Source organism: Streptomyces sp. NPDC025651, assembly GCF_055558735.1.
Map to the genome: position 1 here is coordinate 635,300 of NZ_JBVHLZ010000002.1, position 24,920 is coordinate 660,219.

General features: G+C 72.8%; 19 protein-coding genes. 6 read left to right on the forward strand and 13 right to left on the reverse strand.

The genetic code is table 11. From position 1 onward, the window contains the following. Positions 1-24 precede the first annotated feature (24 nt). A complete protein-coding gene (locus ACZ4D5_RS10885; protein ID WP_467772023.1) occupies positions 25-1,158 on the forward strand; it encodes an acyl-CoA dehydrogenase family protein in 1,134 nt (377 codons plus the stop codon). A 139-nt stretch (positions 1,159-1,297) separates the two neighbouring features. On the opposite strand, the gene ACZ4D5_RS10890 is transcribed toward ACZ4D5_RS10885, so the two are convergent. From ACZ4D5_RS10890 to ACZ4D5_RS10950, 13 genes are all read right to left on the reverse strand, one after another. Next, positions 1,298-1,645 (reverse strand): rhodanese-like domain-containing protein, encoded by a 348-nt coding sequence (locus ACZ4D5_RS10890; RefSeq protein ID WP_467772024.1) that lies wholly within the window; start codon positions 1,643-1,645, stop codon positions 1,298-1,300. A 61-nt stretch (positions 1,646-1,706) separates the two neighbouring features. Further along, positions 1,707-2,600 (reverse strand): hypothetical protein, encoded by an 894-nt coding sequence (locus tag ACZ4D5_RS10895; RefSeq protein ID WP_467772025.1) that lies wholly within the window; start codon positions 2,598-2,600, stop codon positions 1,707-1,709. A gap of 58 nt (positions 2,601-2,658) precedes the next feature. Beyond that, on the reverse strand, positions 2,659-4,263 hold the full coding sequence (locus tag ACZ4D5_RS10900; RefSeq protein ID WP_467772026.1) for a DUF2252 domain-containing protein: 1,605 nt from the start codon (positions 4,261-4,263) through the stop codon (positions 2,659-2,661). Between the two features lie 75 nt (positions 4,264-4,338). Next, positions 4,339-5,775 (reverse strand): MFS transporter, encoded by a 1,437-nt coding sequence (locus tag ACZ4D5_RS10905; protein WP_467772027.1) that lies wholly within the window; start codon positions 5,773-5,775, stop codon positions 4,339-4,341. Then, positions 5,772-7,196 (reverse strand): Gfo/Idh/MocA family oxidoreductase, encoded by a 1,425-nt coding sequence (locus ACZ4D5_RS10910; RefSeq protein ID WP_467772028.1) that lies wholly within the window; start codon positions 7,194-7,196, stop codon positions 5,772-5,774. Before ACZ4D5_RS10910 ends, ACZ4D5_RS10905 begins: the two co-directional genes overlap by 4 nt. A 15-nt stretch (positions 7,197-7,211) precedes the next feature. Beyond that, complete coding sequence (locus tag ACZ4D5_RS10915; RefSeq protein WP_467772029.1) at positions 7,212-7,766, reverse strand: arsenate-mycothiol transferase ArsC; 555 nt, start codon at positions 7,764-7,766, stop codon at positions 7,212-7,214. Further along, entirely contained in the window at positions 7,763-8,980 is a 1,218-nt protein-coding gene (locus ACZ4D5_RS10920) for an ATP-grasp domain-containing protein (RefSeq protein ID WP_467772030.1), read from the reverse strand. Before ACZ4D5_RS10920 ends, ACZ4D5_RS10915 begins: the two co-directional genes overlap by 4 nt. Beyond that, positions 8,973-9,830 carry an AAA family ATPase gene (locus ACZ4D5_RS10925; protein WP_467772031.1) on the reverse strand — a complete coding sequence of 286 codons (858 nt, stop codon included), beginning with the start codon at positions 9,828-9,830 and terminating at the stop codon, positions 8,973-8,975. The genes ACZ4D5_RS10920 and ACZ4D5_RS10925 overlap by 8 nt, the downstream gene beginning before the upstream one ends. Next, positions 9,827-11,077 (reverse strand): DegT/DnrJ/EryC1/StrS family aminotransferase, encoded by a 1,251-nt coding sequence (locus tag ACZ4D5_RS10930; protein WP_467772032.1) that lies wholly within the window; start codon positions 11,075-11,077, stop codon positions 9,827-9,829. The genes ACZ4D5_RS10925 and ACZ4D5_RS10930 overlap by 4 nt, the downstream gene beginning before the upstream one ends. Positions 11,078-11,085: 8 nt before the next feature. Beyond that, complete coding sequence (locus tag ACZ4D5_RS10935; protein WP_467772033.1) at positions 11,086-11,955, reverse strand: nucleotidyltransferase domain-containing protein; 870 nt, start codon at positions 11,953-11,955, stop codon at positions 11,086-11,088. Between the two features lie 51 nt (positions 11,956-12,006). Then, positions 12,007-13,017: an NAD-dependent epimerase/dehydratase family protein gene (locus ACZ4D5_RS10940; RefSeq protein WP_467772034.1), complete on the reverse strand. Its 1,011-nt coding sequence runs from the start codon at positions 13,015-13,017 to the stop codon at positions 12,007-12,009. A gap of 144 nt (positions 13,018-13,161) precedes the next feature. Further along, positions 13,162-14,946 carry an ABC transporter ATP-binding protein gene (locus ACZ4D5_RS10945; RefSeq protein WP_467772035.1) on the reverse strand — a complete coding sequence of 595 codons (1,785 nt, stop codon included), beginning with the start codon at positions 14,944-14,946 and terminating at the stop codon, positions 13,162-13,164. Further along, positions 14,943-16,934 (reverse strand): ABC transporter ATP-binding protein, encoded by a 1,992-nt coding sequence (locus ACZ4D5_RS10950; RefSeq protein ID WP_467772036.1) that lies wholly within the window; start codon positions 16,932-16,934, stop codon positions 14,943-14,945. The genes ACZ4D5_RS10945 and ACZ4D5_RS10950 overlap by 4 nt, the downstream gene beginning before the upstream one ends. A gap of 415 nt (positions 16,935-17,349) precedes the next feature. Between ACZ4D5_RS10950 and ACZ4D5_RS10955 the strand changes: the two genes are divergently transcribed. The 5 genes from ACZ4D5_RS10955 to ACZ4D5_RS10975 all read left to right on the forward strand — a co-directional run bounded on the left by ACZ4D5_RS10955 (position 17,350) and on the right by ACZ4D5_RS10975 (position 24,888). Continuing rightward, positions 17,350-18,540 carry a nucleotidyltransferase domain-containing protein gene (locus tag ACZ4D5_RS10955; protein ID WP_467772037.1) on the forward strand — a complete coding sequence of 397 codons (1,191 nt, stop codon included), beginning with the start codon at positions 17,350-17,352 and terminating at the stop codon, positions 18,538-18,540. Positions 18,541-18,604: 64 nt separating this feature from the next. Continuing rightward, positions 18,605-19,633 (forward strand): ParB/RepB/Spo0J family partition protein, encoded by a 1,029-nt coding sequence (locus tag ACZ4D5_RS10960; RefSeq protein ID WP_467772038.1) that lies wholly within the window; start codon positions 18,605-18,607, stop codon positions 19,631-19,633. A 162-nt stretch (positions 19,634-19,795) separates the two neighbouring features. After that, positions 19,796-20,812, forward strand: a complete 1,017-nt coding sequence (locus tag ACZ4D5_RS10965; RefSeq protein WP_467772039.1) for an LLM class flavin-dependent oxidoreductase — start codon at positions 19,796-19,798, stop codon at positions 20,810-20,812. Positions 20,813-20,929: 117 nt separating this feature from the next. Next, complete coding sequence (locus ACZ4D5_RS10970) at positions 20,930-22,468, forward strand: class I adenylate-forming enzyme family protein (RefSeq protein ID WP_467772040.1); 1,539 nt, start codon at positions 20,930-20,932, stop codon at positions 22,466-22,468. Continuing rightward, positions 22,465-24,888 carry an acyl-CoA dehydrogenase family protein gene (locus tag ACZ4D5_RS10975; protein WP_467772041.1) on the forward strand — a complete coding sequence of 808 codons (2,424 nt, stop codon included), beginning with the start codon at positions 22,465-22,467 and terminating at the stop codon, positions 24,886-24,888. The genes ACZ4D5_RS10970 and ACZ4D5_RS10975 overlap by 4 nt, the downstream gene beginning before the upstream one ends. Positions 24,889-24,920: the final 32 nt, after the last annotated feature.

The window sequence follows — 24,920 nt, forward strand, 5'->3', positions numbered from 1 at the left end:
AGATCTGAAGCGGGAGGACAGGCAGTGGACTTCACCTTCACCGAGGAACAGCAGGCCGTGGTCGAGGCGGCGAAGGCACTCTTCGCCGGTGTCGCTCCGGACGGGGTGCCGAGCCCCGCCCTCACCCCAGGAGCCGTCGCCGACGACTTCGACCGCCCCCTGTGGTCCCGGCTCGCCGACTCCGACCTGCTCGGTGTGCTCATCGACTCCGAGCACGGCGGCGTGGGCCTGGACGCCATCGCCCTGTGCCTGGTCCTGCGCGAGTCCGCGAAGGTGCTCGCGCGCGTCCCGCTCCTGGAGAGCAGCGCCGCCGCGGCGGCCGTACAGGCCCATGGCGGCGGTGAGTTGAAGCGGCGGATCCTGCCCGCGGCCGCCCGCGGAGAGCTCGTCCTCACCGTCGCGGCGAACGGCCGTACCGGACACGACCCCGCCGAGCTCGCCGTCACCGCTCAGCGCGACGGCGACAGCTGGGTCCTGGACGGGCTCCAGACGGGCGTGCCCTGGGCGTTCGACGCCGACCTCGTCGTCGTCCCCGCCCACACCGCCGAGGGCCGCGCCGTCCTCGCGCTCGTCCCCCGCGTCCATGAGGGCGTCACCGTCGCCGAGCAGATCTCCACCACCGGCGAGCGGCTCGGCCGACTCCGCCTGGCGGCCGTGCGCGTCGCCGCGTCCGACGTCATCGATGCCGACGGCGCCTGGGACCGGCTGCGCGACCTGCTCGCCACCGGGACCTGCGCGCTCGCCCTCGGCCTCGGCGAGGCCGTGCTCGGCATGACGAGCGAATACACCGGCAAGCGGGAGCAGTTCGGCCACCCCGTGGCCACGTTCCAGGCCGTGGCCGTGCAGGCCGCCGACCGCTACATCGACCTGCGCGCGATGGAGGCCACCCTCTGGCAGGCCGCCTGGCGTGTCAGCACCGGCGCGGACGGCGCCCTACCCACGACGGGGGACGTGGCCGTCGCCAAGATCTGGGCCTCCGAGGGTGTACGAAGGGTCGTGCAGACGGCCCAGCACCTGCACGGCGGCTTCGGCGCCGACACCGACTACCCCCTGCACCGCTACCACGCCTGGGCCAAGCAGCTGGAGCTCTCCCTGGGCCCCGCCGCGGCGCACGAGGAAGCCCTGGGCGACCTCCTGGCCGCCCACGCGCTCGGCTGACCCGAGCCCGACCGCTCGGCTGACCTCAGCCCGACCGCTCGGCTGACCCAGGCCCAACTGCTCGGCTGACCTCAGCCCAACCACCCGGCTGACCCCAGCCCAGTCACCCGGCTGAGCCGAGCCCGACCGCCCGGGTGGCTCAGACCACGGCGCCCGGCTGTCCCTTGTCGTCGACGACGGGCCGCCCGGCCGCCGCCCAGGCCTCCATGCCACCGGCGACGTTCACCGCGTCGATGCCCTGCTGCCCGAGGTACATGGTGACCTGGGCGGAGCGCCCGCCGGACCGGCAGATCACGTTGACCCTGCCGTCCTGCGGCGCCGCCTCGGTCAACTCGCCGTACCGCGCGACGAATTCGCTCATCGGAATGTGCAGGGCGCCCGCGGCGTGCCCCGCCTGCCACTCGTCGTCCTCGCGGACGTCCAGCAGAAAGTCGTCACCCGCGAGCTCGTCCACGCCGACCGTGGGCACCTGAGAACCAAAATCCATGCCTCGACGCTACCGGACGGGTGCCGCCGCACTCGGCGGCGGCCGGGCTCGGCGGCCGGTCCTACGCGGTCAGCCGCTCCAGCTCCGCCTCGCGCTCGGCGACCTGGGCGAGGAGCTGCTCGGCGATCTCGTCGAGCAGCGTGTCCGGATCGTCGGGCGCAAGCCGCAGCATCCCGCCGATCGCGCTCTCCTCCAGCTCCTTGGCGAGGACCGAGAGGAGCTCCTTGCGCTGGGCGAGCCATTCGAGCCTGGCGTACAGCTCCTCGCTGCGCGTGAGCCGCCGCGCCTCGGGCACGGGTCCCGCGGCCCACTCCTCGGACAGCTCCCGCAGCAGCGCCTCGTCGCCTCGCGCGTACGCCGCGTTGACGCGCGTGATGAACTCCTCGCGCCGCTGCCGCTCGCTCTCCTCCTGCGCCAGGTCCGGATGCGCCTTGCGGACCAGCTCGCGGTAGAGCTTGCGGGCCTCCTCGCCGGGGCGCACCCGCTGCGGCGGCCGCACCGACTGATCGGTCAGCATCGCGGCGGCCTCGGGGTGGAGCCCGTCGCCGTCCATCCAGCCGTGGAACAGTTCCTCGACGCCCGGCATCGGCATCACCCGCGCCCGTGCCTCGTCCGCCTTGCGCCGGTCCTCGGGGTCGCCGGTGCGGGCCGCGACGGCCTCGGCGATCCGGGCGTCCAGCTCGTCGAGCCGGGCGTACATCGGGCCGAGCTTCTGGTGGTGCAGGCGGGAGAAGTTCTCCACCTCGACCCGGAAGGTCTCCAGCGCGATCTCGTACTCGATCAACGCCTGCTCGGCGGCGCGCACGGCCCGCTCGAGCCGGTCCTCCGGCCGCTCCGGGGGCGGCGTCCCGCCCTGCGGCCCCTGCGCGGAGCCCTCGGCGCTCCCAGCGCTCTCGGCGCCCTCAGCGCTCTGAGGGGTCTCGGGCTGCGTCGGCTCGGCTTCCGGGGTCGTCACCCGCCCAGCCTAGGCCACCCTCCGAAGGCACCCCCGGGGCCATCCCCCGAAGCCCCCCTCACACCCCGGCCTCCGCCGCCACCCGCCCCTCCTTGACCGCACGCACCAGCAGCGCGTGATCCGCCTCCGTACGGTTCGCGTACGCCGTCGCGAAGCGCGCCACCGCCTCGTCCAGCTCGTCGTTCTTGCCGCAGTACCCCGCGATGAGCCGCGGGTCGGCGCTGTGCGCGTGGGCGCGGGCCAGCAGGGCGCCGGTCATGCGGCCGTAGTCGTCGATCTGGTCGGCGGCCAGCGCCGCCGGGTCCACGCTGCCCTTGCGGTTCCTGAACTGACGTACCTGGAAAGGCAGTCCGTCGACCGTCGTCCACCCCAGCAGGAAGTCGCTGACGACCTGCATCCGCTTCTGGCCGAGCACCACCCGGTGCCCCTCGTGCGCCGCCGTCGGCGCCTCGAAGCCGGCCGCGGGCAGATGCGGGAGGAGCGCGGAGGGCCGCGTCTCCTTGACCTGGAGCACGAGCGGCTCGCCCCGGTGGTCGAGCAGCAGCACCACGTACGACCGCAGGCCCACGCTGCCCGTGCCGACCACGCGGAACGCCACGTCCTGGATGGCGTACCGCGCGAGCAGCGGCAGCCTGTCCTCGGGCAGCGTGCCCAGGTACTCTCCGAGCGCGGCGGCCACCGACGCCGCCTCCGCGTCCGGCACGCGCCGCAGCACGGGCGGGGCGTCGACGAAGCGCCGCCCGACAGAACCGTCGCGGCCCTCGACGCGCTCCGTGGACTTCGCCGCGAACCGGGCGCTCGTGTTGTGCCGTGCCTTCTCGGAGACCCGCTCCAGGGTGCCGAGCAGGTCGCGCGCGTCCGTGTGCGAGACCAGCTCCTCGTCCGCGATGGCGTTCCACGCGTCGACGACGGGAAGCTTCGCGAGCAGCCGCATCGTGCGGCGGTAGGCCCCGACGGCGTCCAGCGCCGCCTCCTCGCAGACGTCCTCGCTCGCCCCCGCCTCGCGCCCCGCGAGCACCAGGGACGCGGCGAGGCGCTTGAGGTCCCACTCCCAGGGGCCGTGCACCGTCTCGTCGAAGTCGTTCAGGTCGATGACGAGGCCGCCCCGCGCGTCCGCGTAGAGACCGAAGTTCGCCGCGTGGGCGTCCCCGCAGATCTGCGCGCCGATGCCGGTCACCGGGGTGCGCGCGAGGTCGTACCCCATCAGGCCCGCGGAGCCCCGCAGGAACGCGAAGGGGGATGCGGCCATCCTGCCGACCCGGATCGGCGCGAGCTCGGGGAGCCGGGTGCGGTTGGTCTCCGTGACGACGGCCACGGGATCGGGCCGGTCGCCGTCCACCGGGAACCGCGCGTGCTCGGCCCGCGCCACCCGCTTGCGCAGCGCCTTGCCCGCCCCCTTGGGCGAGCCCTGCGCTGGCCAGGCGGCGAACCCCGCCACCTCCGGCAGCCGCACACCCGGCAGCCGCACGGCAGGCCCCCGCTGCCCGGGAACCGCCTTGCCGAGCTCCGCCTTACCGGACTCGGCCTTACCGGACTCCGCCCTACCGGACTCGGCCTTACCGAGCCCCGCTGTGCCAAGTTCCGCCCTACCGGACTCCGCCCTACCGAACTCCGCCCTGCCGAACTCCGCCCTGCCGAACTCCGTCTTGCCGGACTCCGCCATGTCCCTCGCCCCCCCGTCGCCCGCCCGCCGGGCCTCGCGCCAGGCCTCGACGGTACCGCCGTGCGCCGGCCGCCGTCAGAGGCCGCCCCGTCCCGGCTTCCGGGGCAGCGCCGTGATGAGCAGCAGCATGACGGCCGCGAGGCAGGAGGCCACCACAAGCACGTGCTCGAAGCCGGCCGAGAAGCGTGCGACGCAGCCGGCGCCGCAGTTCCCCACGGCCTCGATGCCGTTGTTCCCCGCCGCGTCGAACAGGGCGGCGAACATGGCCGACCCCGTGCTCTGTCCGATCTCCCGGCAGAAGAAGAGGTTGGCGGTCGCCGCTCCCCGGCCCTCCCAGGTGACCGAGGCCTGCACGCCGACCAGCAGGGCGGGCTGGAGCAGGCCGAAACCGGAGCCGAGCCCCGCGGACGTCAGCGCGTACGCCCAGCCGGGCGCCCCGGACCCGATGAGCAGCACGGTCGCCGTGAGCGAGGCCGCCACCACCGCGCTCCCCGCCCACGCGGCGCTGCGGAATCCGACGCGCAGGTACAGCCTGCCGCTGAACGCGGCCACGGTCGGCCAGCAGAACGTCATCCCCGCCAGGACGAGGCTCGCGCCGATCGGGTCGAGCCCGAGGACCTCCTGGGCGAAGACGGGCAGGAAGAGCAGGGGGACGACCATGACCGCGCCCAGCAGGCCCATGACCAGGCTCGGTAGCGCCAACTCCCGTCTGCGCCAGACCCATCGCGGCACGACGGGGTGGTCCGCGCGCCGCTCGGTGCGCACCGTGACCGCCACCAGGAGCAGGAACACCGCGCCCAGCACGGCGCTTTGCGGTGACGCCCAGCCCCACGCCGAGCCCGCCTGGGCGAACAGGGTCATCAAGGTCGCGCAGGACAGCAGCAGGCACAGCGCCCCGCGCCAGTCGACGGCGGCACCGGTTCCCCGCGCGGGGCTCTCCCCGGGGAACCGGCGGTGGAGCAGCCACACCGCCGCCACGCCGAAGGGGAGGTTGAGCAGGAAGATGAACCGCCAGTGGCCGTAGTGGGCGAATCCGCCCCCGAAGGCCGGGCCCGCCAGCGCCGCCAGGCTCCAGACCGACGCGAGCAGGGCCTGGATGCGGCCGCGCTCGCCCGGCCCGTAGAAGTCGCCGACCACCGTCTGCACCGTGGCCTGGATCGCGCCGGCCCCGGCCCCCTGGACGAACCGGAAGACGATGAGGCTCGCCATGCTCCAACTCGTCGCGCAGAGTAGCGAACCCACCAGGAACAGGGCCGTGCCCCAGATGAGCACGGGCCTGCGCCCGTGGAGGTCCGCCAGTTGTCCGTAGACGGGCACCGACACGGTCGCGGCCAGGACGTACGCCGTGAAGAGCCAGCTGAAGAGGGATCCGTCGCCGAGGTCGGCCACGACCTGGGGCGCGGTCGTGGCCGTCACCGAACTGTCCATGGCGGACAGGAACATCACCAGGAGGAGGGCCGCGACGACCCCGCGCGGCCGCCTCGCGACGGCGGCCGCGGCCGCTTCCGTCACGGAGTCAGCTCAACCACGTGTTCGACCCTGTCGGGCGAGCCGTCGGCCGAGGCCGCGACGAGTTCGTAGAACGTGCCGAACAGGCGGTGGCTGAGCCACTGGTCCTCGAAGAACGCGATGCGGTCCGCGACTTGTTCCGGCACCGCGTCGCCGCCGGCCAGGAGCACCATCGCCTGGAGGACGTCCTGGGGCGTCACGGAACTTCCCGCGTGCGCGTTGTCGAAGACCTCGTCCGTGTGGGGCTCGGGGCTCACGACGGGGTTGCGGCGCCGCTGCACCCGTATGCGGTAGTCGTCGCCGACCACGTCGTTCTTGAAGACCCCGATGTGCTGCAGGCTGCCCTGGTTGATGTCCAGGGAGAACTGGGACATCCTGCCCTTCTCCCGGAAGGGCTGCCGGCCGTCGAGGTCGAAGTCCTGGAGGCCGACCGTCCGGTGGGAGTAGGTGTGCGACTGGCAGGAGTAGGTGACCAGGCCCGCCTTCCGCCCGCTCGCGGTGAGCAGTTCCATCTGGAAGACGAAGTCGCTCTCGGCCGCGAGCACTTCACGCGGGAACTCGGGTACGTGGACCGCGTCGCCGTCGCCTATCAGTTCGGCGAGCGTGGTGGCCTGCCGCGTGCCGAGGAAGTCCCCGACCCTGCGCAGGTACGGATTGGTGATCCGCAGCGCGGCCGCCTCTCCGGGAGCGAGTTCCAGGTACCAGGCGAGCAGGTCGATGTAGTGGTAGCTGGAGAACGAGAGCGCTCCGATGCCGCTGCGGTAGCCGTGCGCGTCCCCCAGCAGGTACTCCTCCGGGAACCGGAACAGGCCGCCGTTCTTGACCATCTGCATCGATGTGATGCCCTGCCCGTACGTGCGCTGCATCTCGCCGATGTCCGCGGCGATCGACCGGTAGATGTCGTTGGCGCGCCGGCGCAGCGGCAGCGCCACGTGGCAGGGCCGCCCGGACGCGCGCGCCCGGTCCAGGGCGCGCCGGATCTCCTCGTAGCCCTCGATGATCGTCCGGGCGGCGGCCGGGTCGTACGCGGCGTGCTCGGTGACCAGCAGGGGCTTGTCGCACAGGACGGTGATGCCGCGGGAGATCGCCCAGAGGATGTACGCACGGTGGTGGACCGGGCTGCAGGCGATGATGACCAGGGAGAACCGGTGCGCCGCGTGCGCCTGGTCCAGCAGGCTCGTCAGCCCTCGGTCGTCGAGCCCTTCGGGGTTGAGCCAGTCCGGATCGTCCGCGCTCAGCAGCTCCCGCAGCGGGGCCATGTCCTCGTCCTGCGCGCGCTTCTCCGGGTTCCTCGGGTCGCAGATGGCCGCCACCCGGACCGGCCTGCCGGACCGCTTCATGCCCAGCAGCGCCGGCGCGTGGTTCTCCCTCCCCGCCCAGTGCCCTGAGCCGCCGACAAGAAGCACCTCAGTGGTGCGAGCCATTCCTCGTGTCTCCTTTCACGCCGTACGGGCGGCATCGACATGCCGGAGGAACCCGGTCACCTCTGCGGTGAGCGGAAGCCCTCGGCGGTTGTCGGGCGAATCGACCAACTGCAGGAAGGCGGCGACGAGTTCGTGCGCCTGCGCGATGGTCGCGGAAAAGGCCGCGGGGCCGTTTCCATAGGGATCGGGCAGTTCGGTGAACGGAAGGCCCAGGTGGGAGACCGGAAGCACGGGCACGTCGGCGGACAGCCGCGAGCCGGCCTCCCGCGACACGGCGGAGTCCAGGGGCACCACGAGATCCAGGCGTCCCATCCGCTGCTCGTCCCAGCGCTGCGAGAGCGTACGGGGCAGCTCGACGCCGTGCTTCCCCGCGGCCGCGACCATGTCGCGGTGGACGGGCTTTCCGCCGCACCACGAGGCGACGCCGGCGGACCGGGAGTCCAGCACCCGCGAGAGACCGACCTCCGCGAACCGTTCCCGTGCCAGATGGGCCACCAGCGGAGAGCGGCAGATGTTGCCCGAGCACAGCCACCAGACGGCGGCTGGGCGCGGAGACGGCGAATCGGTCATCGGTGCTCCTGTGACGCCTGGTTGAGGGAGGTGGCCACGGAGTACAGCTCCTCGTGGCTCCGCGCCGAGGGGCCGGACAGCACGTCCTCGACGACATGACGCGGATCCGACGCGGTGCCCTGCCGGCCGCCCACGTGGACACGGGCCCTGCGCCGCCGGTCGAGGCTGCCGGGGAGGTCGGCCAGGTTCTCGCGATCGACTCCGAGGAGGACTCCGCGGCGCGCGAACTCGTCCACGAGCTGCCCCGCCCGGGGGCCGTCCTCGACGGCCAGCGTCAACGCCGCGTCGCAGGACGCGGCCCGCGGCGGCACGGCCTCCGCGCCCGGCGCCCCCAGCAGACGGGGCACGGCCTGTGCCGCGGGACCGCAGGTGGAGACGGCGTCGGCGATGGCGAAGCTGCCGGTACGGCGCGCGGCGACCTCCGTGACCAGGAACTGTCCGGTGCGCTCGGCCAACACGCCCTCCACGCTGAGGAATCCGCGGGTGCCCGACGCCTTGACGACCTGTTCGGCGAGGTGGAAGAGGGGTGAGGTGACGGAGAGCGGCACGGCGACCTTCGCCTTCCAGTCCCCGTGCACCACGGGCATGCGGGTCCGCTCCTTGACGATCACCGCGACCGGCAGGACGCGGGGCCCCGCGAGCACCTTGACGGAGACCTCGGGCCCGTCGACGAAGTCGCTCACGAGGATGGGTGTGTCCGGGTCCGCCACCTCGGACAGCGGCCGCGCGCAGTCCGCGGCGGACGCTCCGGCGACGACCCCGACGCCCCCCGTGCGGTCGAGCAGCTTGGCCACCGTCGGCCGGGGGACGGCGTCCGCGGCCAGTCCGGCCAGGTCCGTGAGCCTGCTCGGCACGGCGGGCAGCGCGTGGTCGCCCAGGAACCGGTGGGTGAGCCACTTGTCGTCGAACACCTCGGCGGCCGACGCCGAGGGACCGAACGCGGCCACGTCGACGGGCACGGCGGCCCCCCACTCGTCCCAGGCGCTCGCGATGCGCCGGATCGAACCGGGCCTGGACGCACGCCCGACATTGACCCAGTGCGTGGCCCGCGCCTCGCGCACCGCCCCGCGCACCGCCGCGCCGACGGACTCCGGCGCGTCGGCCAACTCCTGGTCGTCCACATGCAGATGGGCGTGGCCGAGGCTGCGGTAGGCGGCGGCCACGGCCTCGGCCTGGCGCGCGGACCCCCAGGTGACCAGCAGGACGTCACGCATGGGCGGACACCAGGGAGAGGCCTCGGACGAACTCCTCGTCGAGGTGCCCGGCGATGAAGGCCGCCACGGCCTCGTTCTCGGCCTCCCACGACTCCAGCACCGGGGTGTGGGAGCCGCGCGGCGGAAGGTCGGCGTACAGCGGGATGACGGGGACGACACCGAGACAGGGCCACCCCGTCTCGGCCTCGACACGGCGTGCTCCGGCCCACGCGGTGTCGGGGTGTTCCACGCCGTTGACGATGAACCCGCGTACGCGCGAGCACACGGTGTCCGGGACGAGGCGCGCGGTGCCCACGAGGGAGGACTGCCAGCCGCCCTTCCTGGCCCCGGCCACCAGGACCACCGGGCGCTCCGCCATGTCGGCCAGGAGCATGTTGGACAGGTCGCGGTCGACCGCGTCCGTCGCGGCGCCCGCGCCCTCGGCCAGGAGGTAGGTACCGGCCGCCCTGTCGAGGTCGGCGCGGGTGGCCTCCAGCAGGTGCCGCCACTCCTCCTCGCCGACCGCGGTGAAGTCGAGCGCGTCCTCGGACAGCCGGCGCGAGACGGCGGCCGTGCCGGGCCCGACGGCCCGCCGGATCAGCACGCGTTCGCCGTCGAGGACCGCCGTGTGGCCCACGACGCCGGACTCGACCGCGCCGCGGGCACCGACCGCGAGCGCCATCAGATGCACGGACAGGTCGACCGCCGGGTCCTCGGACACGGGGTTGAGCGCCAGCGCCACGGGCTTGTAGACGGAGACCGGCAGCGCGGCGGCGCGTCTGATGACCGCGAAGGACCGCACGAACAGGCTCTTGCCGCTGCCGGCCGTGGTGCCGAGCACCGTCAGGCCGGGCCGTTCGGGGATGTTCATGAACCTGCCTTCAGTGCGGGGAGCGCGGCGTGGACCTTCTCGAAGGCGTCGGCGTACGCCTCGACGAGCGGGGCCTCGTCCTCGAACGTGAGCGTGGGCAGGCTGAGGGACTCGGCCCAGACGCGTTCGGCGGTGGGGAAGTCCCCCGGGCCGTAGCGACGGCGCCCGAGCTGCCCGGAGCGGAAGACCGGAACGTCCTCGTCCGTGAAGAACGCCGTCGTGTGCAGGGGGGCCGAGCCGGGCTTGTGGACATCGAGGCCCTCCGCCTGGAGCGCCGCGACCAGGGTCTTGGTGGGTACGTCGAGCCAGTCGCCGGACAGGCGCAGCTTGTACCCGTAGAAGGCACCCCGGTCGCAGCCCTCGCGGGTCACCGGCGTGCGCAGGCCGGGGATCCGGTCCAGCCGCTCGGTCAGCCGGGAGAGCCGGGCCTGGCGCTGCGCCACCAGGGGCTCCATCTGCTCGGTGCTGACCCGGGCGAGGGCCGCGGACAGGGGGTGGATCCGGTAGTTCAGGCCGAAGCCCGTGCTGGCGTAGCGCGCCAGGTCGGTCGTGCAGTCCTGGGAGGCGCGCACCCGGAAGTGCCCGAGCAGCACGGCGCGTTCGAAGACCTCGCGGTCGCGCGCCGCCATCAGGCCGCCCTGTCCGGCGAAGACGAGCTTGGCGCTCTGGAAGCTGAAGGCGGCGGCGTCGCCGATGGAGCCGACCTCGCGGCCGCGGTGCCGGGCGCCGTGGGCGTGGGAGCAGTCCTCGACCACCCAGAGGCCGTGCTCCCGCGCGATCTCCATGATCGCGTCCATGTCGCACGGGTGGCCCCACAGATGGGTCACGCTGATGCCGACGGTGCGGCTGGTGATGGCGGCGCGGATCGACTCGGGGTCGATGTTGCCCGTGTCGTCCTCGGCGTCCGCGAGCACGGGCGTCGCACCGGTCTGCACCAGGGGCATCACCGTGGCCAGGAACGTGTTGGTGGGGCAGATCACCTCGGTGCCGGGCTCCGCGCCGAGCGCGTAGTACGCGGAGTGCAGCGCGGCGGTGCCCGACGTCACGGCGAGGGTGTGGTGACCGTCGAGGCGCTTGCTCCACATCCCCTCCAGGACCTCGGCCTCGCCCTCGCGCCCGTAGTAGCTGAGCTCGGTCCTCTCCATGAGGGCGCGGACCGCCGCGTCGTGCTCGGGGGTGAGCCGGGGCCAGGAGAAGACGTGGGGCTCGTCGAGGACGGGGGTGCCTCCGTGCAGTGCCAGCGTCATGGCGTCGTTCATCCTTTCGAGGTGTGGGCGTAGTGGGGGCGGCCGCTCCAGGCGTCGAGGCTGTCGTCGAGCCGCCGCATCGACCGCGTCACGAGGTCGAAGCGGGCGACGAGCCGGTCCCGCGTGGCGTGGCGCAGGAAGAGCCGGGTGGCCTCCAGGCAGCTGCGGACCGCGTCGGCCCCCGCGTCGTAGTCGGGGAACAGGCCGGCCTGGGTGATGTCCTCGCCGGGCAGCAGGGGGTTCTCCATGCGCGCGCGGGTCAGCAGCATCTGGCGGGACTTGGGGTTGACGACCAGTTGGCACTCGGTGGCGAGGGCCGCGTCGATGGCGTACTCGGCGGACAGCCGGGCCGTGTACAGGGCCTCGGTCGGATCGGCTGAGGGCACGGCGAGCAGGTCGTCCGTGAGCGCGGCGCACGCCAGGGCCGACCGGACCGCCATGTAGATGTGCAGGAGGTCGGCGGCGTAGCGCTGCCGGAACGCCTCGCCCGTCCCCGACGCGGACAGGGCACGGTCGCGCCACAGCGCGTGCAGCTCCATGAAGCGGCGCTGCGACAGCAGGGGCAGGCCCGGCTCCTCCACCTCCGCCGGCGCCAGGAGCAGCGACAGCAGGTTCTCCCGGTCGCGCGGCTCGGCGGTGCCCGGGACCACGTTGACGTCCAGCAGGGCGTCGCCGCACACGACGGTGACGGACGGCTGGTCCGCGGGGCGTGCTTCGGGCGTGAAACAGAACAGGTCGACGTCCGACGCCTCGTTTCCCAGGTCCCCGGCGAGCGATCCGCCGAGGTAGATGTCGCACGGGCCGATCTCCCCGTGGACCGCCTCGACCACCCGGTCGTGGTCGATGTTCCATAGCTCGAACAACTGACTGGTGAGCATCCCGGCTCTGACCAACCTTCCTGTCTACGAGTGGGTACTGCCGGCCGGTCCTCAGGCCGAGGGAGTGCGCCAGCGCTGTCCCGGGAACCGCGGGCGGCGCTCCGAGGAGAAGTCCGCGAGCCACATGCGTGCGGTCCAGTCCAGGGCGCGCTCGGGCCGGTATCCGAGCTCCTCGCGGGCCTTGGAGGTGTCCACGGACTTGCCGACGCGGTCCGGGAGTCGGATGCCGCGGTGCTCCGCCGCCTCGACCAGGTCGGGGACGGCTTCCTTGAGCACGGGCAGCAGCTCGGTGCCGAGCCGCTCGCGCCTGGCCCTGTCCAGGGGCAGATCCGACGCGACGCAGTAGGCGGAGAACGGGTCCCGCGGCGTGCGCGCGAGGGCACGCACGATGGCCTGGCAGGCGTCCAGGGCGTCCAGGCCGGTCGACAACTTCCGCAGGTGGTAGTCCACATGGGACGGGAAGAAGAACCGGCCGAAGCGCAGGGCGGTGCCCACGGCGCCCTGGGCGGCGTACTGGCGCAGCAGCTCCTCGCTCGCGATCTTCGACATGTCGTAGACGTCCTCGGGGCGCAGGGGCGAGTCCTCGTCCAGCACGTACGCCGGCTGCCCCTCGGCCGAACCCGAGCCGTAGATCGAGGTCGAACTGGCCACCACCGCTCTGCGTACGCCGGCTTCGAGCGCGGCGAACAGGACGCTCTCCGTGCCCCGCACGTTGATCTTCCAGAACTCGTTCCGCGGGAATCCGGACACCAGGTGGGCGCCGTGCAGGGCCGCCAGGTGCACCAGCGCGTCGGCCCCCTCGAACGCCGAAGGGACGACCGTCGCCGGGCTGGAGATGTCGCAGTGGACGAAGGTGGCGTTGGCGACCGGCTCGCACGGGCGGGAGTCGAGGACCAGGACCTCGACACCGCGCTCGGCCAGGAGGCGGGTGAGCAGGGAGCCCAGCCGGCCGGAGCCGCCGACGACGGCCACCTTGCGGATGTCCGCCGCCGTCAACGCGTCGAGCCAGGAGGCCTCGGCGCCGGTGGCCACGGAAGCGGTGGCCACGGAAGCGGTGGTCACGGAAGCGGTCGTCTCGGGACCGGCGTCCTCGGAACCGGCCGCTGTCTCGGAACTCGCCGGTGCGTCGGAACCGGCCGCTTTCTCGGCAGTGCGGGATGTCAACCGCCCTCTCGCCATGTCATCTTCCTCTCGGGTTCGTCCGGTTCAGCGATAGGAGCGGGCCTGGAGCTCGAAGAGCTCCGCGTAGGTCCCACCGCTGCTCATCAGCTGTTCATGGGTCCCGGCCTCCCGGACCCTGCCCTCGTCGAGCACCACGATGAGGTCGGCGTCGCGCACGGTGGAGAAGCGGTGGGAGACGAAGAGAGTGACCGCTCCCGCGCCGGCACCGCGCCGGTCCGCCGCGTCGGAGAAGCGGGCGAAGACCGCCTGCTCCGCCGCCGCGTCGAGTGCCGCGGCCGGTTCGTCGAGGACCAGCAGCAGCGGCTCCTCGCGCACCAGCGCCCTGGCGAGGCCGACCTTCTGCCACTGCCCGCCGGAGAGTTCGGCGCCTTCGCCGTAACCGTGGCCGAGCAGTCCGTCGAGACCGCCGGGGACGCGCTCGACCACGCCACGGGCCTCGGCGTCGTCCAGGGCCCGGTGGAGGGCCGCGTCGTCGCCGATGGCGGGCAGGGCACCGATGCCCACGCCTTCCCGCAGGGTCAGTTCGAGGCGCGCGAAGTCCTGGAACAGCGGCGCGACGCGACGGGACCAGGACTCCGGGTCGAGCTCCGCGAGGTCCGTGCCGTCGACGAGGACGCGTCCGCTCGTGGGCTGGTACATGCCGCAGAGCAGCTTGACGAAGGTGCTCTTGCCCGCGCCGTTCTCACCGACGAGGGCCACGGTGCTGCCCGCGGGGATGACCAGGTCGACGTCGCGCAGCACGGGCCGCTCGCTGCCGGGGTAGGAGAAGCCGACGTTCTCCAGACGGATGCCCCGGCCGAGCCGTACCGGCGCGGGCCTCTCGCCCGCGGGGCGCCGGGCACGCCCGGCGAAGGCCCTCAGCCGGTCCAGGCGCTCGAAGGTGCGGCCCGCGGCCTGCACGGTGCTCAACATGGCGAGCGCGGCGACGACTTGGGTGCTGATCTGCACGGCAAGGGTGATCAGCAGGACCACGTCGCCGATCCCCGACTCTCCCGCGAGGGCCTGCCGCACCACGACGACGATCGCGCCGCCGAAGGCCAGGGCGAACAGCAGCTGCCCCAGGGCCCGCAGCCCCGCGGCCCGTGCCGCGGCCCGGGTCAGGGCCCTGTCGACGGCGCTCCAGTCCTCCTGGTGCAGCGCGAGCACCCGCCGCTCGGCGCCGTACGTCCGCAGTTCCCTGACGGAGGCCGCCGTGGTGGCGAGGTTCATCAAGTGCCGTGCCCTGCGGGTGTTCTCGGCGGTGCGCTCCTCGGCGCGGTCCACCAGTGCCTGGGCGCGGCGGCCGATCAGGATGGGCGGTACGGCCGCCACCGGAAGAAGCACGAGCCAGGGGTTGAGCAGGGCGAGGAGCACGGCGGTCACCCCTGTCTGCAGCCCCAGGCAGACCAGTTGGAGCACGGCTTCGAGCACGGCACGGGTGCGGGGCAGGTCCTCGCGCACCAGCGCGAGCGTGTCGGCGAACTCGTGGCTGTCGAAGTGCTCCAGGCCCGGTGTGCCGTTGGCGACCTCCAGCAACTCCTCCTGGAGCGCGGCCTCGCCCAGCTCGCCCAGCTCGAAGTAGAGCAGGTGCGCGAAGTGGCCCATCATCAGCTCGACGATCAGCAGGGCGGCCGTGCCCAGCGCGCACCACAGCACCATGCCGGTGGCCTCGTCCAGCGCGGCGTCCGTGAGTCCCTTGAGCGCGAGGGAGATCGCCGGTGTGGCCAGGCAGCCGATCAGCAGCAGCCCGGCGCCGCCGGCCAGTCTCCACGGGTCGCTGCGGTGGGCGAGGGTCAGTACGGGGCGGATGGCCCGCCAGGGCGACGTCACCGGACGGCACCCCTCTGCCCCGGCCCTTCGGGGGCGTCCGCCGCGTCCTCGAAGCGGCTGGCCTGCAGTCGGAAGAGGGCGGCGTATCCGCCGTCCGCGGCCATGAGTTCGTCGTGCGTGCCGGATTCGGCCACCTTCCCGTGCTCCAGGACGACGATGCGGTCGGCCCGGCGCACGGAGGAGAAGCGGTGCGAGATGATCACGCTCGTCAGGCCCCGGGTCATGTCGAGAAAGCGGTCGTAGAACTCGGCCTCGGCCCGGACGTCGAGCTGCGCCGTCGGCTCGTCGAGGACCAGGACCTGGGCGCCCGTCTCGGCGGCGAAGAAGGCGCGGGCCAGAGCCGTGCGCTGCCACTGCCCGCCCGACAGGTCGTGACCGCCCCGGTAGGCGCGGGACAGGATCGTGCCGGCGCCGCCGGGCAGTCCGTCGACGACCTCGCGGGCGCCCGCGCGCTCGACGGCTCTGGCGAGCGCGCGCTCCGTCTCCGGTGAGTCGGGGGCGTCGGGGGCACCCATGCGGATGTTCGCCTCCATGCTGAGCTCGTAGCGGATGAAGTCCTGGAAGATGACGGCGATGGCGCGGCGCCAGGCATCCGGGCACACCTCGCGCAGATCGGTGCCGTCGACGCGGACGGCCCCCTCGTCCGGGTCGTGGAGCCGGGTGAGGATCTTGACGAGGGTCGACTTGCCCGCGCCGTTGAGGCCGACGACGGCGGTGGAGGTTCCGGCCTCGATGTCGAGGTCGAGGTGGTCGAGGACCGCGGCGCCGCCGGGCGCGTAGCGGAACACCACGTTCTCCAGGCGAAGGCTCTTCTTCAGGGTGAAGTCGGCCGTCGTCTCCCGCGGCACCGATCCGGAATCCTTGTGTCCGGAATGCTGCACGTTCCGACGTCCGGAATGGTGCCCGTTCCGACGTCCGCCGTGCTGCCCGTTCTGACGTACGCGCTGCCCGTCGCGCTCCGCCAGTGACTCGAAATCGACCATTGCGTCGGCCGACTGCATTCCGTACTGGGTCTGCACATCGCTTTCGGGGAAGTACACGCCGAATCGAAGCGGAATGAGAATTCCCTGTATCGCGACCGTGAGTTGAAGAAGTTCGAGGCGCCCTTCGGCGACGGCGTGAGCGAGGAGATACAGCGTGACGGCGCCACCGACGAGTCCGACCACGGAGAGTGCGACAAAGGGCAGGAACAACAGGCGCCGCCGCCCCGCCCACAGCGGTTCGAGATAGCCGCGGGTCTCCTTCGCGTGGCGTTCCCTGAACCAGCCGATGAGCCCAAGTATGCGTATTTCCTTGGCGATTTCCGCACCGCTCGCGGTACGGCGCACATACGCCATGCGTCGCCAGCGGCCGGTCAGGTCCGTCCACAGCTGGGCGAACCTGCCGAGCGATCCCCGCTGCCCGTGGCGGATCACCAGGGCGGTCACGGCGACCGTGAGCCCCGCCCAGGGGCTGAGCGCCACGCCGACGAGCACGACGGCCCCGATCAGCTGTGTGTAGCGCGAGACGAGGGCGAGCAACCCCGTCACGGCGTCCCCGGGCGTCGAGGCCTGCTTCTCGAAGGCGCCACGGGCCCGGCTGAGCAGGTCCAGGGTCTCCTGGCGTTCCAGCGAGGCGAGCGGCGCGTCCTTGAGGGCACCGCTCATCAGCCGCTGGACGCACCGCCCGTCGACACGCCGCGTGACGACGTCACCGACGAACAGCCGGTACGGAGGCAGGAGTTGCTGCGCGACCAGCGCTGCGGCGGAGACCGCCAGAGGCCCCGCGACGGACCCGAGGCCTTCGCCCCCGACGTCCGGGAGGCGGTCGATCAGGACGCTGATCGCGACGATGAAGACCAGTGGCAGCAGACCGAGCACCACATTGACGGCGAGCGAGGCCGCCACCGGCCCCGTACCCGCGTACGGCAGCAGGCGCAGGATGGCGATCCAACGGCGGGACCGGGAACCCCACGAGCGCGTGGCGGCAGCACGAGATTCCGTCGGCATGAGCCACCCCCCTTGGATTCAAGTTGGTTCAGACCAACGGCAATTGAGCTTGCGTGGCCGCCATCTGGCTGTCAAGGCCAGGCAGTTCGCACGATCCGTTCACAAAAGCGCAACAGGCCAAGGGTCTTGAATGCCGCTTTACCAGGCTTTGAACGGCCCTTTCATTTGGTTCGGACCTGAATTGCGTTGGTCTAGACATGGTGCTCGACAGGTTGTTAGGTTCGTCGATCAGTGAGCGCCACAGCGACCACTCGGCCGTGTCCGCCTGTTGCCCGCGCGCGTTGCGAGCTCCGCCCCGGCGGAGGCTGCTTTTCGTCCGCGCCGCGAGCCGGTCCAAGGCCGGCTGTGACCCGAACATCCCGCCCGACACGGCCAATCCGCACTTCGTTCTTGATGAGGTAATGGGGGATCAGACATGGGTGTGCTCGGTACCAACGAAGCGGGCCGACAGGACGAAGGCGACCTCGGCGTCTCCCATGAACAGCACGTGGACACGCTGCTGCTGCTGTCCGACCCCTGGCTCTCCGCCGACGAGGCGGAGCGCCTTCGCGAACGCTTCCGGCAGATCGGCGGGCGCCTCGACTGGGGCTGGCTCCTCGACCAGGCGGCCCGCCACAAGGTGCTGCCCCTGGTGGGCTACAACGTCGGCCGCCACCGCCTGCACCGGCATCCGGAGGAGCGGTTCGACACCATCCCCAACCGCTGGGTGCTGACCGCCGCGTACGAGTCGAACCGGCACCGCAACGCCGTCCTGCGCGAGGAGTTCGCCGCCGTCATCGAGGCCGCCGAGTCCCTGGGCGTCCCCTACGCCGTACGGAAGGGACCGCTGCTGAGCGAGCGGCTCTACCCCGACCCGGGCCTGCGGCGCATGCACGACCTGGACCTGCTCGCCTCGAAGGAGACCGCCGCCGCGCTCGGCCCGGAACTCGCCCGGCTCGGCTTCGTCCAGGGCCGCGTCTCGGACGACGGCACCGAGGTGGAGAGCTTCAGCCGCGGCACCCGCTACTTCTGGTCCCTGCACGTCAACAACGCCCTCCCCTACCTGAAGCTGTCCCCCGATCCCCATGTGGAGAGCATCGAGATCGACTTCTGCCACGACATCGCGCCGTCGGCGGGGCCCGACGGCGAACGGCGCACGGCGGACTTCCTGGCGCACGCGGTGCCGGTGACGGTGTGCGGGGTGCAGGGCCGCGCCCTGCGCGTCGAGGACGAGGTCATCGACCTCTGCGTCCACCTCCACAAGGAGGCCGACTCGCGCCACTACATCGCGCTCGGCACCGACCTGCTGCTCTCCAAGTTCATCGACGTGGCGTGCGCCGTGTCCCGCTGCACGGCGGAGGACGGCCGAAGGGTGGCCGCCCGGGTCGCCGAACTCGGCGTGCGGGACAGCGTCTTCTACGCCCTGCACTACGCCAGGGAGCTCTTCCCCGAGGCCGTCTCCAAGGAGCTGCTCGACGCCGTCCAGCCGGTCAACGAGAACGTTCTCGTGGAGTACGGACACCTGGAGGGAAAGCCGGCCGCCTGGACGTCCGACTTCCGCGACCGCCTCTTCTCCACCCGTCGGATCGCCGAGGCGGAGGACGCCAAGACGCTGCCGGTGACCTGAACCGCCGTACGGAGCAGCGAAGTTGACTGGTGAAGTCCATTTCTTTCATGGGGGTGCTGGTTCGATGACGACGATGCGGGAGCCGAACCCCGCGGAGGGCGGGCCCGATGCGGGCCTGCCCTTCCCGGGCGAACTCAGTGGGGACGGCGCGGTCGAGTCCGTCCCCATCTCCTCGCTGCTGAACGCCGACTCACCGCGGATCCAGGGCGAGGACCCGGAGCACGTGCAGATCCTCGCGCAGTCCGGCGACGCGCTGCCGCCGATCGTCGTCCACCGGCCGACCATGCGGATCGTCGACGGCATGCACCGCATGCACGCCGCGTTACTCCGGGGCGCCCAGGAGATCGACGTACGGTTCGTCGACGGGGACGAGGCGGACCTCTTCCCCCTGGCCGTCCGGCTGAACGTCACGCACGGCATGCCGCTCTCCCTCGCCGACCGGCGCGCCTCGGCGGCGCGCATCCTGGTCTCCCACCCGCAGTGGTCCGACCGGGCCGTCGCGGCGGCCACCGGGCTCGCCGCGAAGACCGTCGCCGCGCTGCGCAAGGACACGGACGCGGACGTCGCGCCGCTGCGCGGCAGGATCGGCCGCGACGGCAGACGCCGCCCAATCAGCAGCGCGGAAGGGCGCAGGGCGGCCGGCGAGCTGGTGAAGGCGAACCCGCGGACCCCGCTGCGCCAGCTCGCCCGGGAGTCGGGCATCTCCCTCGGCACCGCCGCCGACGTGCGGGCCCGTGTGCTGCGGGGCGAGGACCCCGTACCCCGGCCGAAGGCGGCGGGCGGTCCCGACCCCTCGGCGGTGGTGCGCCGGCCCCGCACCGGCGGCTCGCCGACCGAGCTCGCGCCGCAGCGGGACGCGGCGATGGTCCTGCGGATCCTGGTGGCGGACCCCTCCCTGCGCTTCACCGAGTTCGGCCGCTCCCTGCTGCGCTGGCTGAGCGGCCACGTGGTCGACCCGCAGGACTGGCAGCAGCTCATCGACGACGTGCCGAGCCACTGCGCGGGAACCGTGGCGGACCTGGCCCGCAAGTGCAGCGAGTCCTGGCGCGAGTTCGCCGACCAACTGGAACAGCGCCTCCATGCCTCGGCGTAGCGCTTCCGGGCCACGGTCCGACGCCTGCGAGCCACGGCCCGACGCCCGCGCGCCACGGCACAGCGCCCGCGCGCCACAGCATGGCGCCGTGGCGCGGGCGGCGGACGTGCGCGCGCCCCTCGTCCTTCCTCCTCAGCCCTCGGCCGGACCCGGAGCAACGCGGTGACCCACGAATTCGACGTCTACGCCACGGCCAGCACGACCCGTAGCCAGGGCGCACCCCACGAGCTGGCCGTGACCCGGGAAGTGGGGCGCCGCGCCGAGCAGTTCGGGCTCACGGGGCTGCTGGCCTTCTACAACCACCACAACCTCGACCCCTGGCTCGTCGCGTCCACCCTCATGGGGTGCACCGACCGCCTGGTGCCGCTGGTCGCCGCCCAGCCCTACGCAGTACCGCCGTTCACCGCGGCCCAGATGATCTACACCCTGTCCACGCTGTACGGCCGCCGCGTCGACCTCAACCTGATCACCGGCGCGGCCGGCAACGAACTGGCCCAGATCGGCGAGGGGTTGGGACACGACGAGCGCTACGACCGCGCGACGGAGTACATCCACGTGATCCGGTCGCTGCTCGGCGACCCCGCCGCGCTCACCCACGCCGGCCGCCACTACCGCTACGAAGGCCTGCGCATCAACGCCCCGCTCGACCCCGCCCTGATGCCGCGCGTCTTCGTCGCGGGATCCTCCCCCGCGAGCCTCGCGACGGCCAGGGCCGTGGCCGACGTCGCCGTCACCCACCCCGAGCCCGTGGACCGGTTCACCTCCGAGTACGCGCGGCACCTGGACGGCGGGCCGCGCATCGGGATCCGGATCGGGCTCCTCGCCCGCCCCGGCGACGCCGAGGCCTGGGAGGTCGCACGCGCCACCTACCGCGAGAGCCGGGCGGCGTCCCTGAAGACCGCGCTGCGCCGCACCTCCGGATCCGACTGGAGCCGGAGGATGGCGGTGCTCGCCACCGAGGGCGACATCTACGACGAGGTGTACTGGACCGGCGCCTACCGCAGCGACAAGGGGTCCATGCCCCTGCTCGTGGGCAGCTACGAGACCGTCGCCGCCTATCTGGCCCGGTACTTCGACGCGGGCGCCCGCGTGGTCCTCCTCGGCAACGTCGTCGAGGCGGAGGACTTCCGGCACGCCGAGGCGGTCTTCTCGCTCCTGTCCGCGGCGCGGACCGGGTGACCGCCGCGCCGATCCGGTCGCCCGTTCAACTGCTGACCTCATCAGTTGAACGCCGTTGCTCCTGACTCCCTCGTCCGGCTTGATTCCTACCTCCGACCGCAATCCCTGGGGGACTTCGTGGCCTTCACCCCGCACTCGCTCACCGCGGGTGACCCGCACCTGCCGTCCGCGTCCGCCGCCGTCCACGACCTCCTGGACGCGGCGGCGGACGGCCGTCCGACGGCGCTCGCCGTGTCCGACGCCACCGGCGCGTGGACGTACGCGGAGCTGCGGACGGCGAGCCTGCGCGTGGCGGGCTGGCTGCGGGAGCGACAGGTGCGCCGCGGGCAACGGGTCCTCGTGCAGCTGCCCAACCGCAGGGAACTGGCGGCGCTCCTGTACGGGGCCTCGCGCATCGGCGCCGTACTCGTACCGATCAGCGCGCAGATGATGCCGTACCAGTTGAAGGACGTCGTCGAGGACGCCGGGCCGGCGCTGGTCGTCGCGGAGCGGCAGACCCTGGAGCGGGCCCGGTCGGCGACGCGGTCCTGCCCGGTCCTCGATCTCGACGAGGTGTGGTCCGGCATCGACGCCACCGCGCCGCTGCCGGGCGAGGGCCCCTCGACCCCGCACGACGCGGCGGTGCTCATCTACACGTCGGGGAGCACCGCCGCGCCCAAGGCGGTCGTCTGCCCCCACCGGCAGATCCTGTTCGCCGCGCGGGCCATCGGCTCACTGCTGCGCTACCGCCCGGACGACGTCGTCTTCCTGCGTCTGCCCCTGTCCTTCGACTACGGGCTCCACCAGCTCTTCCTCGCCGCGCTGAGCGGGGCGTCCGTGGTCATCGACGGCGCGGGACGGGACATGACCCTCCTGCGGCGGATCCGGGCGGCCGGCGCGACCGTCGTACCGCTGGTCCCCTCCCTGGCGCAGCTCCTGACGAGCCTCGCCGCACGGGACCGGCAGCCGACGGACGTCCGGCTGTTCACCAACACCGGCGCGGCGCTGACCGAGGCGGACCGCAGGGCCCTGCGCGAGTGGTTCCCCTCGGCGGAGATCTCGCTGATGTTCGGCACCACCGAGTGCAAGCGCATCTCGGTGCTCGAACCCGACGGCGACCTGAAGAAGCCGGGCTCGGTCGGCCCCCCGCTCCCCGGCACGGCCGTGGACGTCGTCGACGAGAACGGCGTACCCCGGCCGCCGGGCGAGACCGGGGAGTTCGTCGTCCGCGGCCCGCATGTGATGAGCGGCTACTGGCGCGCCCCCGAGCTGACCGCGCAGCGGTTCCGCAGGGATCCGCGGACCGGCGAGGTCGTCCTGTACACCGGTGACCACGGCTGGCTCGACGAGGACGGCCACCTCTACTTCGCGGGCCGCAAGGACGACCTCGTCAAGCACAAGGGGACCCGCCTCGGCCTCCTGGAGGTCGAGGCGGCGGCGATGGACATCGAGGCGGTCCGGGCGGCGGCCGCCCTCGTCCTCGACGACGGGACGCTGGTGCTGTGCGTCACCGCGGACGTGCCGACCTCCGAGCCGATCGTCCAGGGCCTCGCGGAGCGCCTCGAACCGGCGAAGCTCCCCGACCGGTGCCTGCTCGTCGGAGACCTGCCCCTCACCCCCAACCACAAGACCGACAGAAAACGCCTGGCCGAGACGGTGAAGGAGCTGCAGCGATGAAACCGACCGCACTCGTGGAGGAGTTCGGCAGCCCGCTCTACGTCTACGACCTGGCCCGCGCCACCGAGTCCGCGGCCGCGCTGCGCGCACAGCTGCCCACGGGCTCGACCCTGTTCTACTCGCTCAAGGCCAACCCCCACCCGGAGGTCGTCCGCACCCTGCGGGAGGCCGGCTGCCGGGCCGAGGTCAGCTCGACGGGAGAGCTGGACGCGGCCCTGCTCGCCGGCCACCGGGCCACGGACTGCCTGTACACCGGCCCTGGCAAGACCCCGGCGGAGCTCGCCCACGCCATGCGCTCGGGCGTCACGTTCCACTCCGCCGAGTCCCTCGGCGACCTGCGGCGCATCAGCGAGGCGGCGGGCCGGGAAGGGGTGTCGGCCCGGTGCCTGCTGCGGATCAACGCGGCCGAGGCCGCCGGTTCCGCCGGGCTGCGCATGACCGGCACCGCCTCGCAGTTCGGCTTCGACCTCGGTGCCGTGGCCGACTGGGCGGACCGGGTCACCGAGGTCCCGCACGTCGAACCGGTCGGCCTGCACCTGTTCACGGTGACCAACGCCAGGGACGAGGACAGCCTGCTCCAGGAGCTGCTCGCGAACATCCGCACCGCGGCGCTCCTGCGCTCCGAACACGGGCTCCCCCTGCGCTTCCTCGACCTCGGCGGCGGTTTCGCGCACCCCTACGCCGTGCCCGGCGACCGGCCCTCCTATCCGCTGCTGCGCCAGGCCCTGGAGGACGAACTCGACCGGCTGTTCCCCGGGTGGCGGGACGGCGGTCCGGAGGTGGCCTTCGAGTCGGGCCGTCATCTCAGCGGGTCCTGCGGGCAGTTGCTGACGACCGTGACGGACGTCAAGGAGAGCAAGGGCCGTACGTTCGCGGTGCTCGACGCCGGTGTGAACACCCTCGGGGGCCTCGCGGGCCTGCGGCGGCTGCCGCCCGTCCGGGCCCGGGCCGTGGTGGCCGACGCCCCCGGCGAACGCGAGCGCGCCGAGCAGCGGGTGACCCTCGTCGGGCCGCTGTGCACGCCGAGCGACACCCTCGCGCACGACGCCGTCCTGCCCCGGCCCGAGCCGGGCGACGTGCTGTCCGTGCCGAACACCGGCGCCTACGGCCTGCACGCGAGCCTCCTCGGCTTCCTCTCCCGGCCGCTGCCCACCGAGGTCGCCGTCCTCGGCGACAGCGTGGTCTCCACGGGACGGCTCACCCTGCGCCGCGAGGACGCACCGGCCCCCGGCGGGAGCCACCCGTCCCCCGCGGAGCGCGCCCGGCGCGTGCTTCCCGTACTCGCCGAACACGCGCGCGCGGTGGACACCGAGGCCCGCTTCCCCGCCGAGTCGCTGACGGCACTGCGCGAGAGCGGACTCATGGGTCTGCTCGTCCCGGTCGCCCACGGCGGCCTCGGCGGAAGCCTCGCCGACCTCGTCGAGGTGGCCCAGATCCTGGCGTCGGGCTGTCTGTCCACCGCGATGATCTGGGCGATGCACTGCCAACAGGCCGACGCCGTCGTACGGTTCGGCTCGCCGGAGCTGCGCCACGAGCTGCTGCCCCGGATCGCGGCGGGCACGGTCTACCTGGGATCCATCACCTCCGAGAGGCAGACCGGCGGCCATCTGCTCACCAGCGCGTCCCCGCTGCGCGAGACCGCGGACGGCCTGCTCGTCGAACGGGACGCCCCCATCGTCACGGGCGGCACCGCGGCCGACGGCTTCCTGCTCACCATGCGCGACGCGGAGGAGGCACCGGCGCGGCAGGTCACCCTCGTCTACGCCGACCGCGCCGCGCTGGACGTCCGGGTCAGCGGCGACTGGAACCCGCTGGGCATGCGGGGCACGCACAGCGTCGCCCTGCGCCTCTCCGGCGTGGTGCCCGCCCACCATGTGGTGGGCGGGCGGGGCGAGTTCGCGCAGGTCGCGGTCGGCAGCTTCATTCCGCTCGGCCACGTCGGCTGGGCCGCCTGCTGGCTCGGCGCGGCGCGGCAGGCACTCGCCGAGCTCGTCGCCCAGCTCCGCTCGCCCAGGCGCCCGTCCTCCATGGACCTGAAGTCCGACCTGGTCACCGAGCGGATCGCGCGCATCCGCATCGACCTCGAAGCGGTCAGCGCCGTCCTCCACCAGTGCGAGCGGGAGATCACCCGGTGCCGCGCACAGGGCGGCGACGTCACCGAGACCTCCGTGCAGATCCATCTCAACACCCTCAAGGTCCTCGCGTCGGAGCTGACGTACCGGGCGGCGGACCGGTGCGTCGAGCTCGCGGGCCTGGGCCTCGGCTACCGGGCGGACTCCCCCGTCCCGCTGGAGCGCCACCTGCGCGACCTGCGATCGGCCAGCCTGAACTACTCCAACGACCGTCTCCTGACCGCGACCGGCACGCTCTGCCTCGTCGACCGCGCGGTCCGGCTCATCGGGGACGCCCCCTCGCCATGACGACGGCGGAGCCGATCGTCACACCCACACGA

Coding starts and splice junctions, on each gene's coding strand:
- ACZ4D5_RS10890 (WP_467772024.1), bottom strand. CDS start 1,645: ATGGATTTTGGTTCTCAGGTGCCCACGGTCGGCGTGGACGAGCTCGCG.
- ACZ4D5_RS10900 (WP_467772026.1), bottom strand. CDS start 4,263: ATGGCGGAGTCCGGCAAGACGGAGTTCGGCAGGGCGGAGTTCGGCAGG.
- ACZ4D5_RS10910 (WP_467772028.1), bottom strand. CDS start 7,196: ATGGCTCGCACCACTGAGGTGCTTCTTGTCGGCGGCTCAGGGCACTGG.
- ACZ4D5_RS10915 (WP_467772029.1), bottom strand. CDS start 7,766: ATGACCGATTCGCCGTCTCCGCGCCCAGCCGCCGTCTGGTGGCTGTGC.
- ACZ4D5_RS10920 (WP_467772030.1), bottom strand. CDS start 8,980: ATGCGTGACGTCCTGCTGGTCACCTGGGGGTCCGCGCGCCAGGCCGAG.
- ACZ4D5_RS10925 (WP_467772031.1), bottom strand. CDS start 9,830: ATGAACATCCCCGAACGGCCCGGCCTGACGGTGCTCGGCACCACGGCC.
- ACZ4D5_RS10930 (WP_467772032.1), bottom strand. CDS start 11,077: ATGACGCTGGCACTGCACGGAGGCACCCCCGTCCTCGACGAGCCCCAC.
- ACZ4D5_RS10935 (WP_467772033.1), bottom strand. CDS start 11,955: ATGCTCACCAGTCAGTTGTTCGAGCTATGGAACATCGACCACGACCGG.
- ACZ4D5_RS10950 (WP_467772036.1), bottom strand. CDS start 16,934: ATGCCGACGGAATCTCGTGCTGCCGCCACGCGCTCGTGGGGTTCCCGG.
- ACZ4D5_RS10955 (WP_467772037.1), top strand. CDS start 17,350: ATGGGTGTGCTCGGTACCAACGAAGCGGGCCGACAGGACGAAGGCGAC.
- ACZ4D5_RS10960 (WP_467772038.1), top strand. CDS start 18,605: ATGACGACGATGCGGGAGCCGAACCCCGCGGAGGGCGGGCCCGATGCG.
- ACZ4D5_RS10975 (WP_467772041.1), top strand. CDS start 22,465: ATGAAACCGACCGCACTCGTGGAGGAGTTCGGCAGCCCGCTCTACGTC.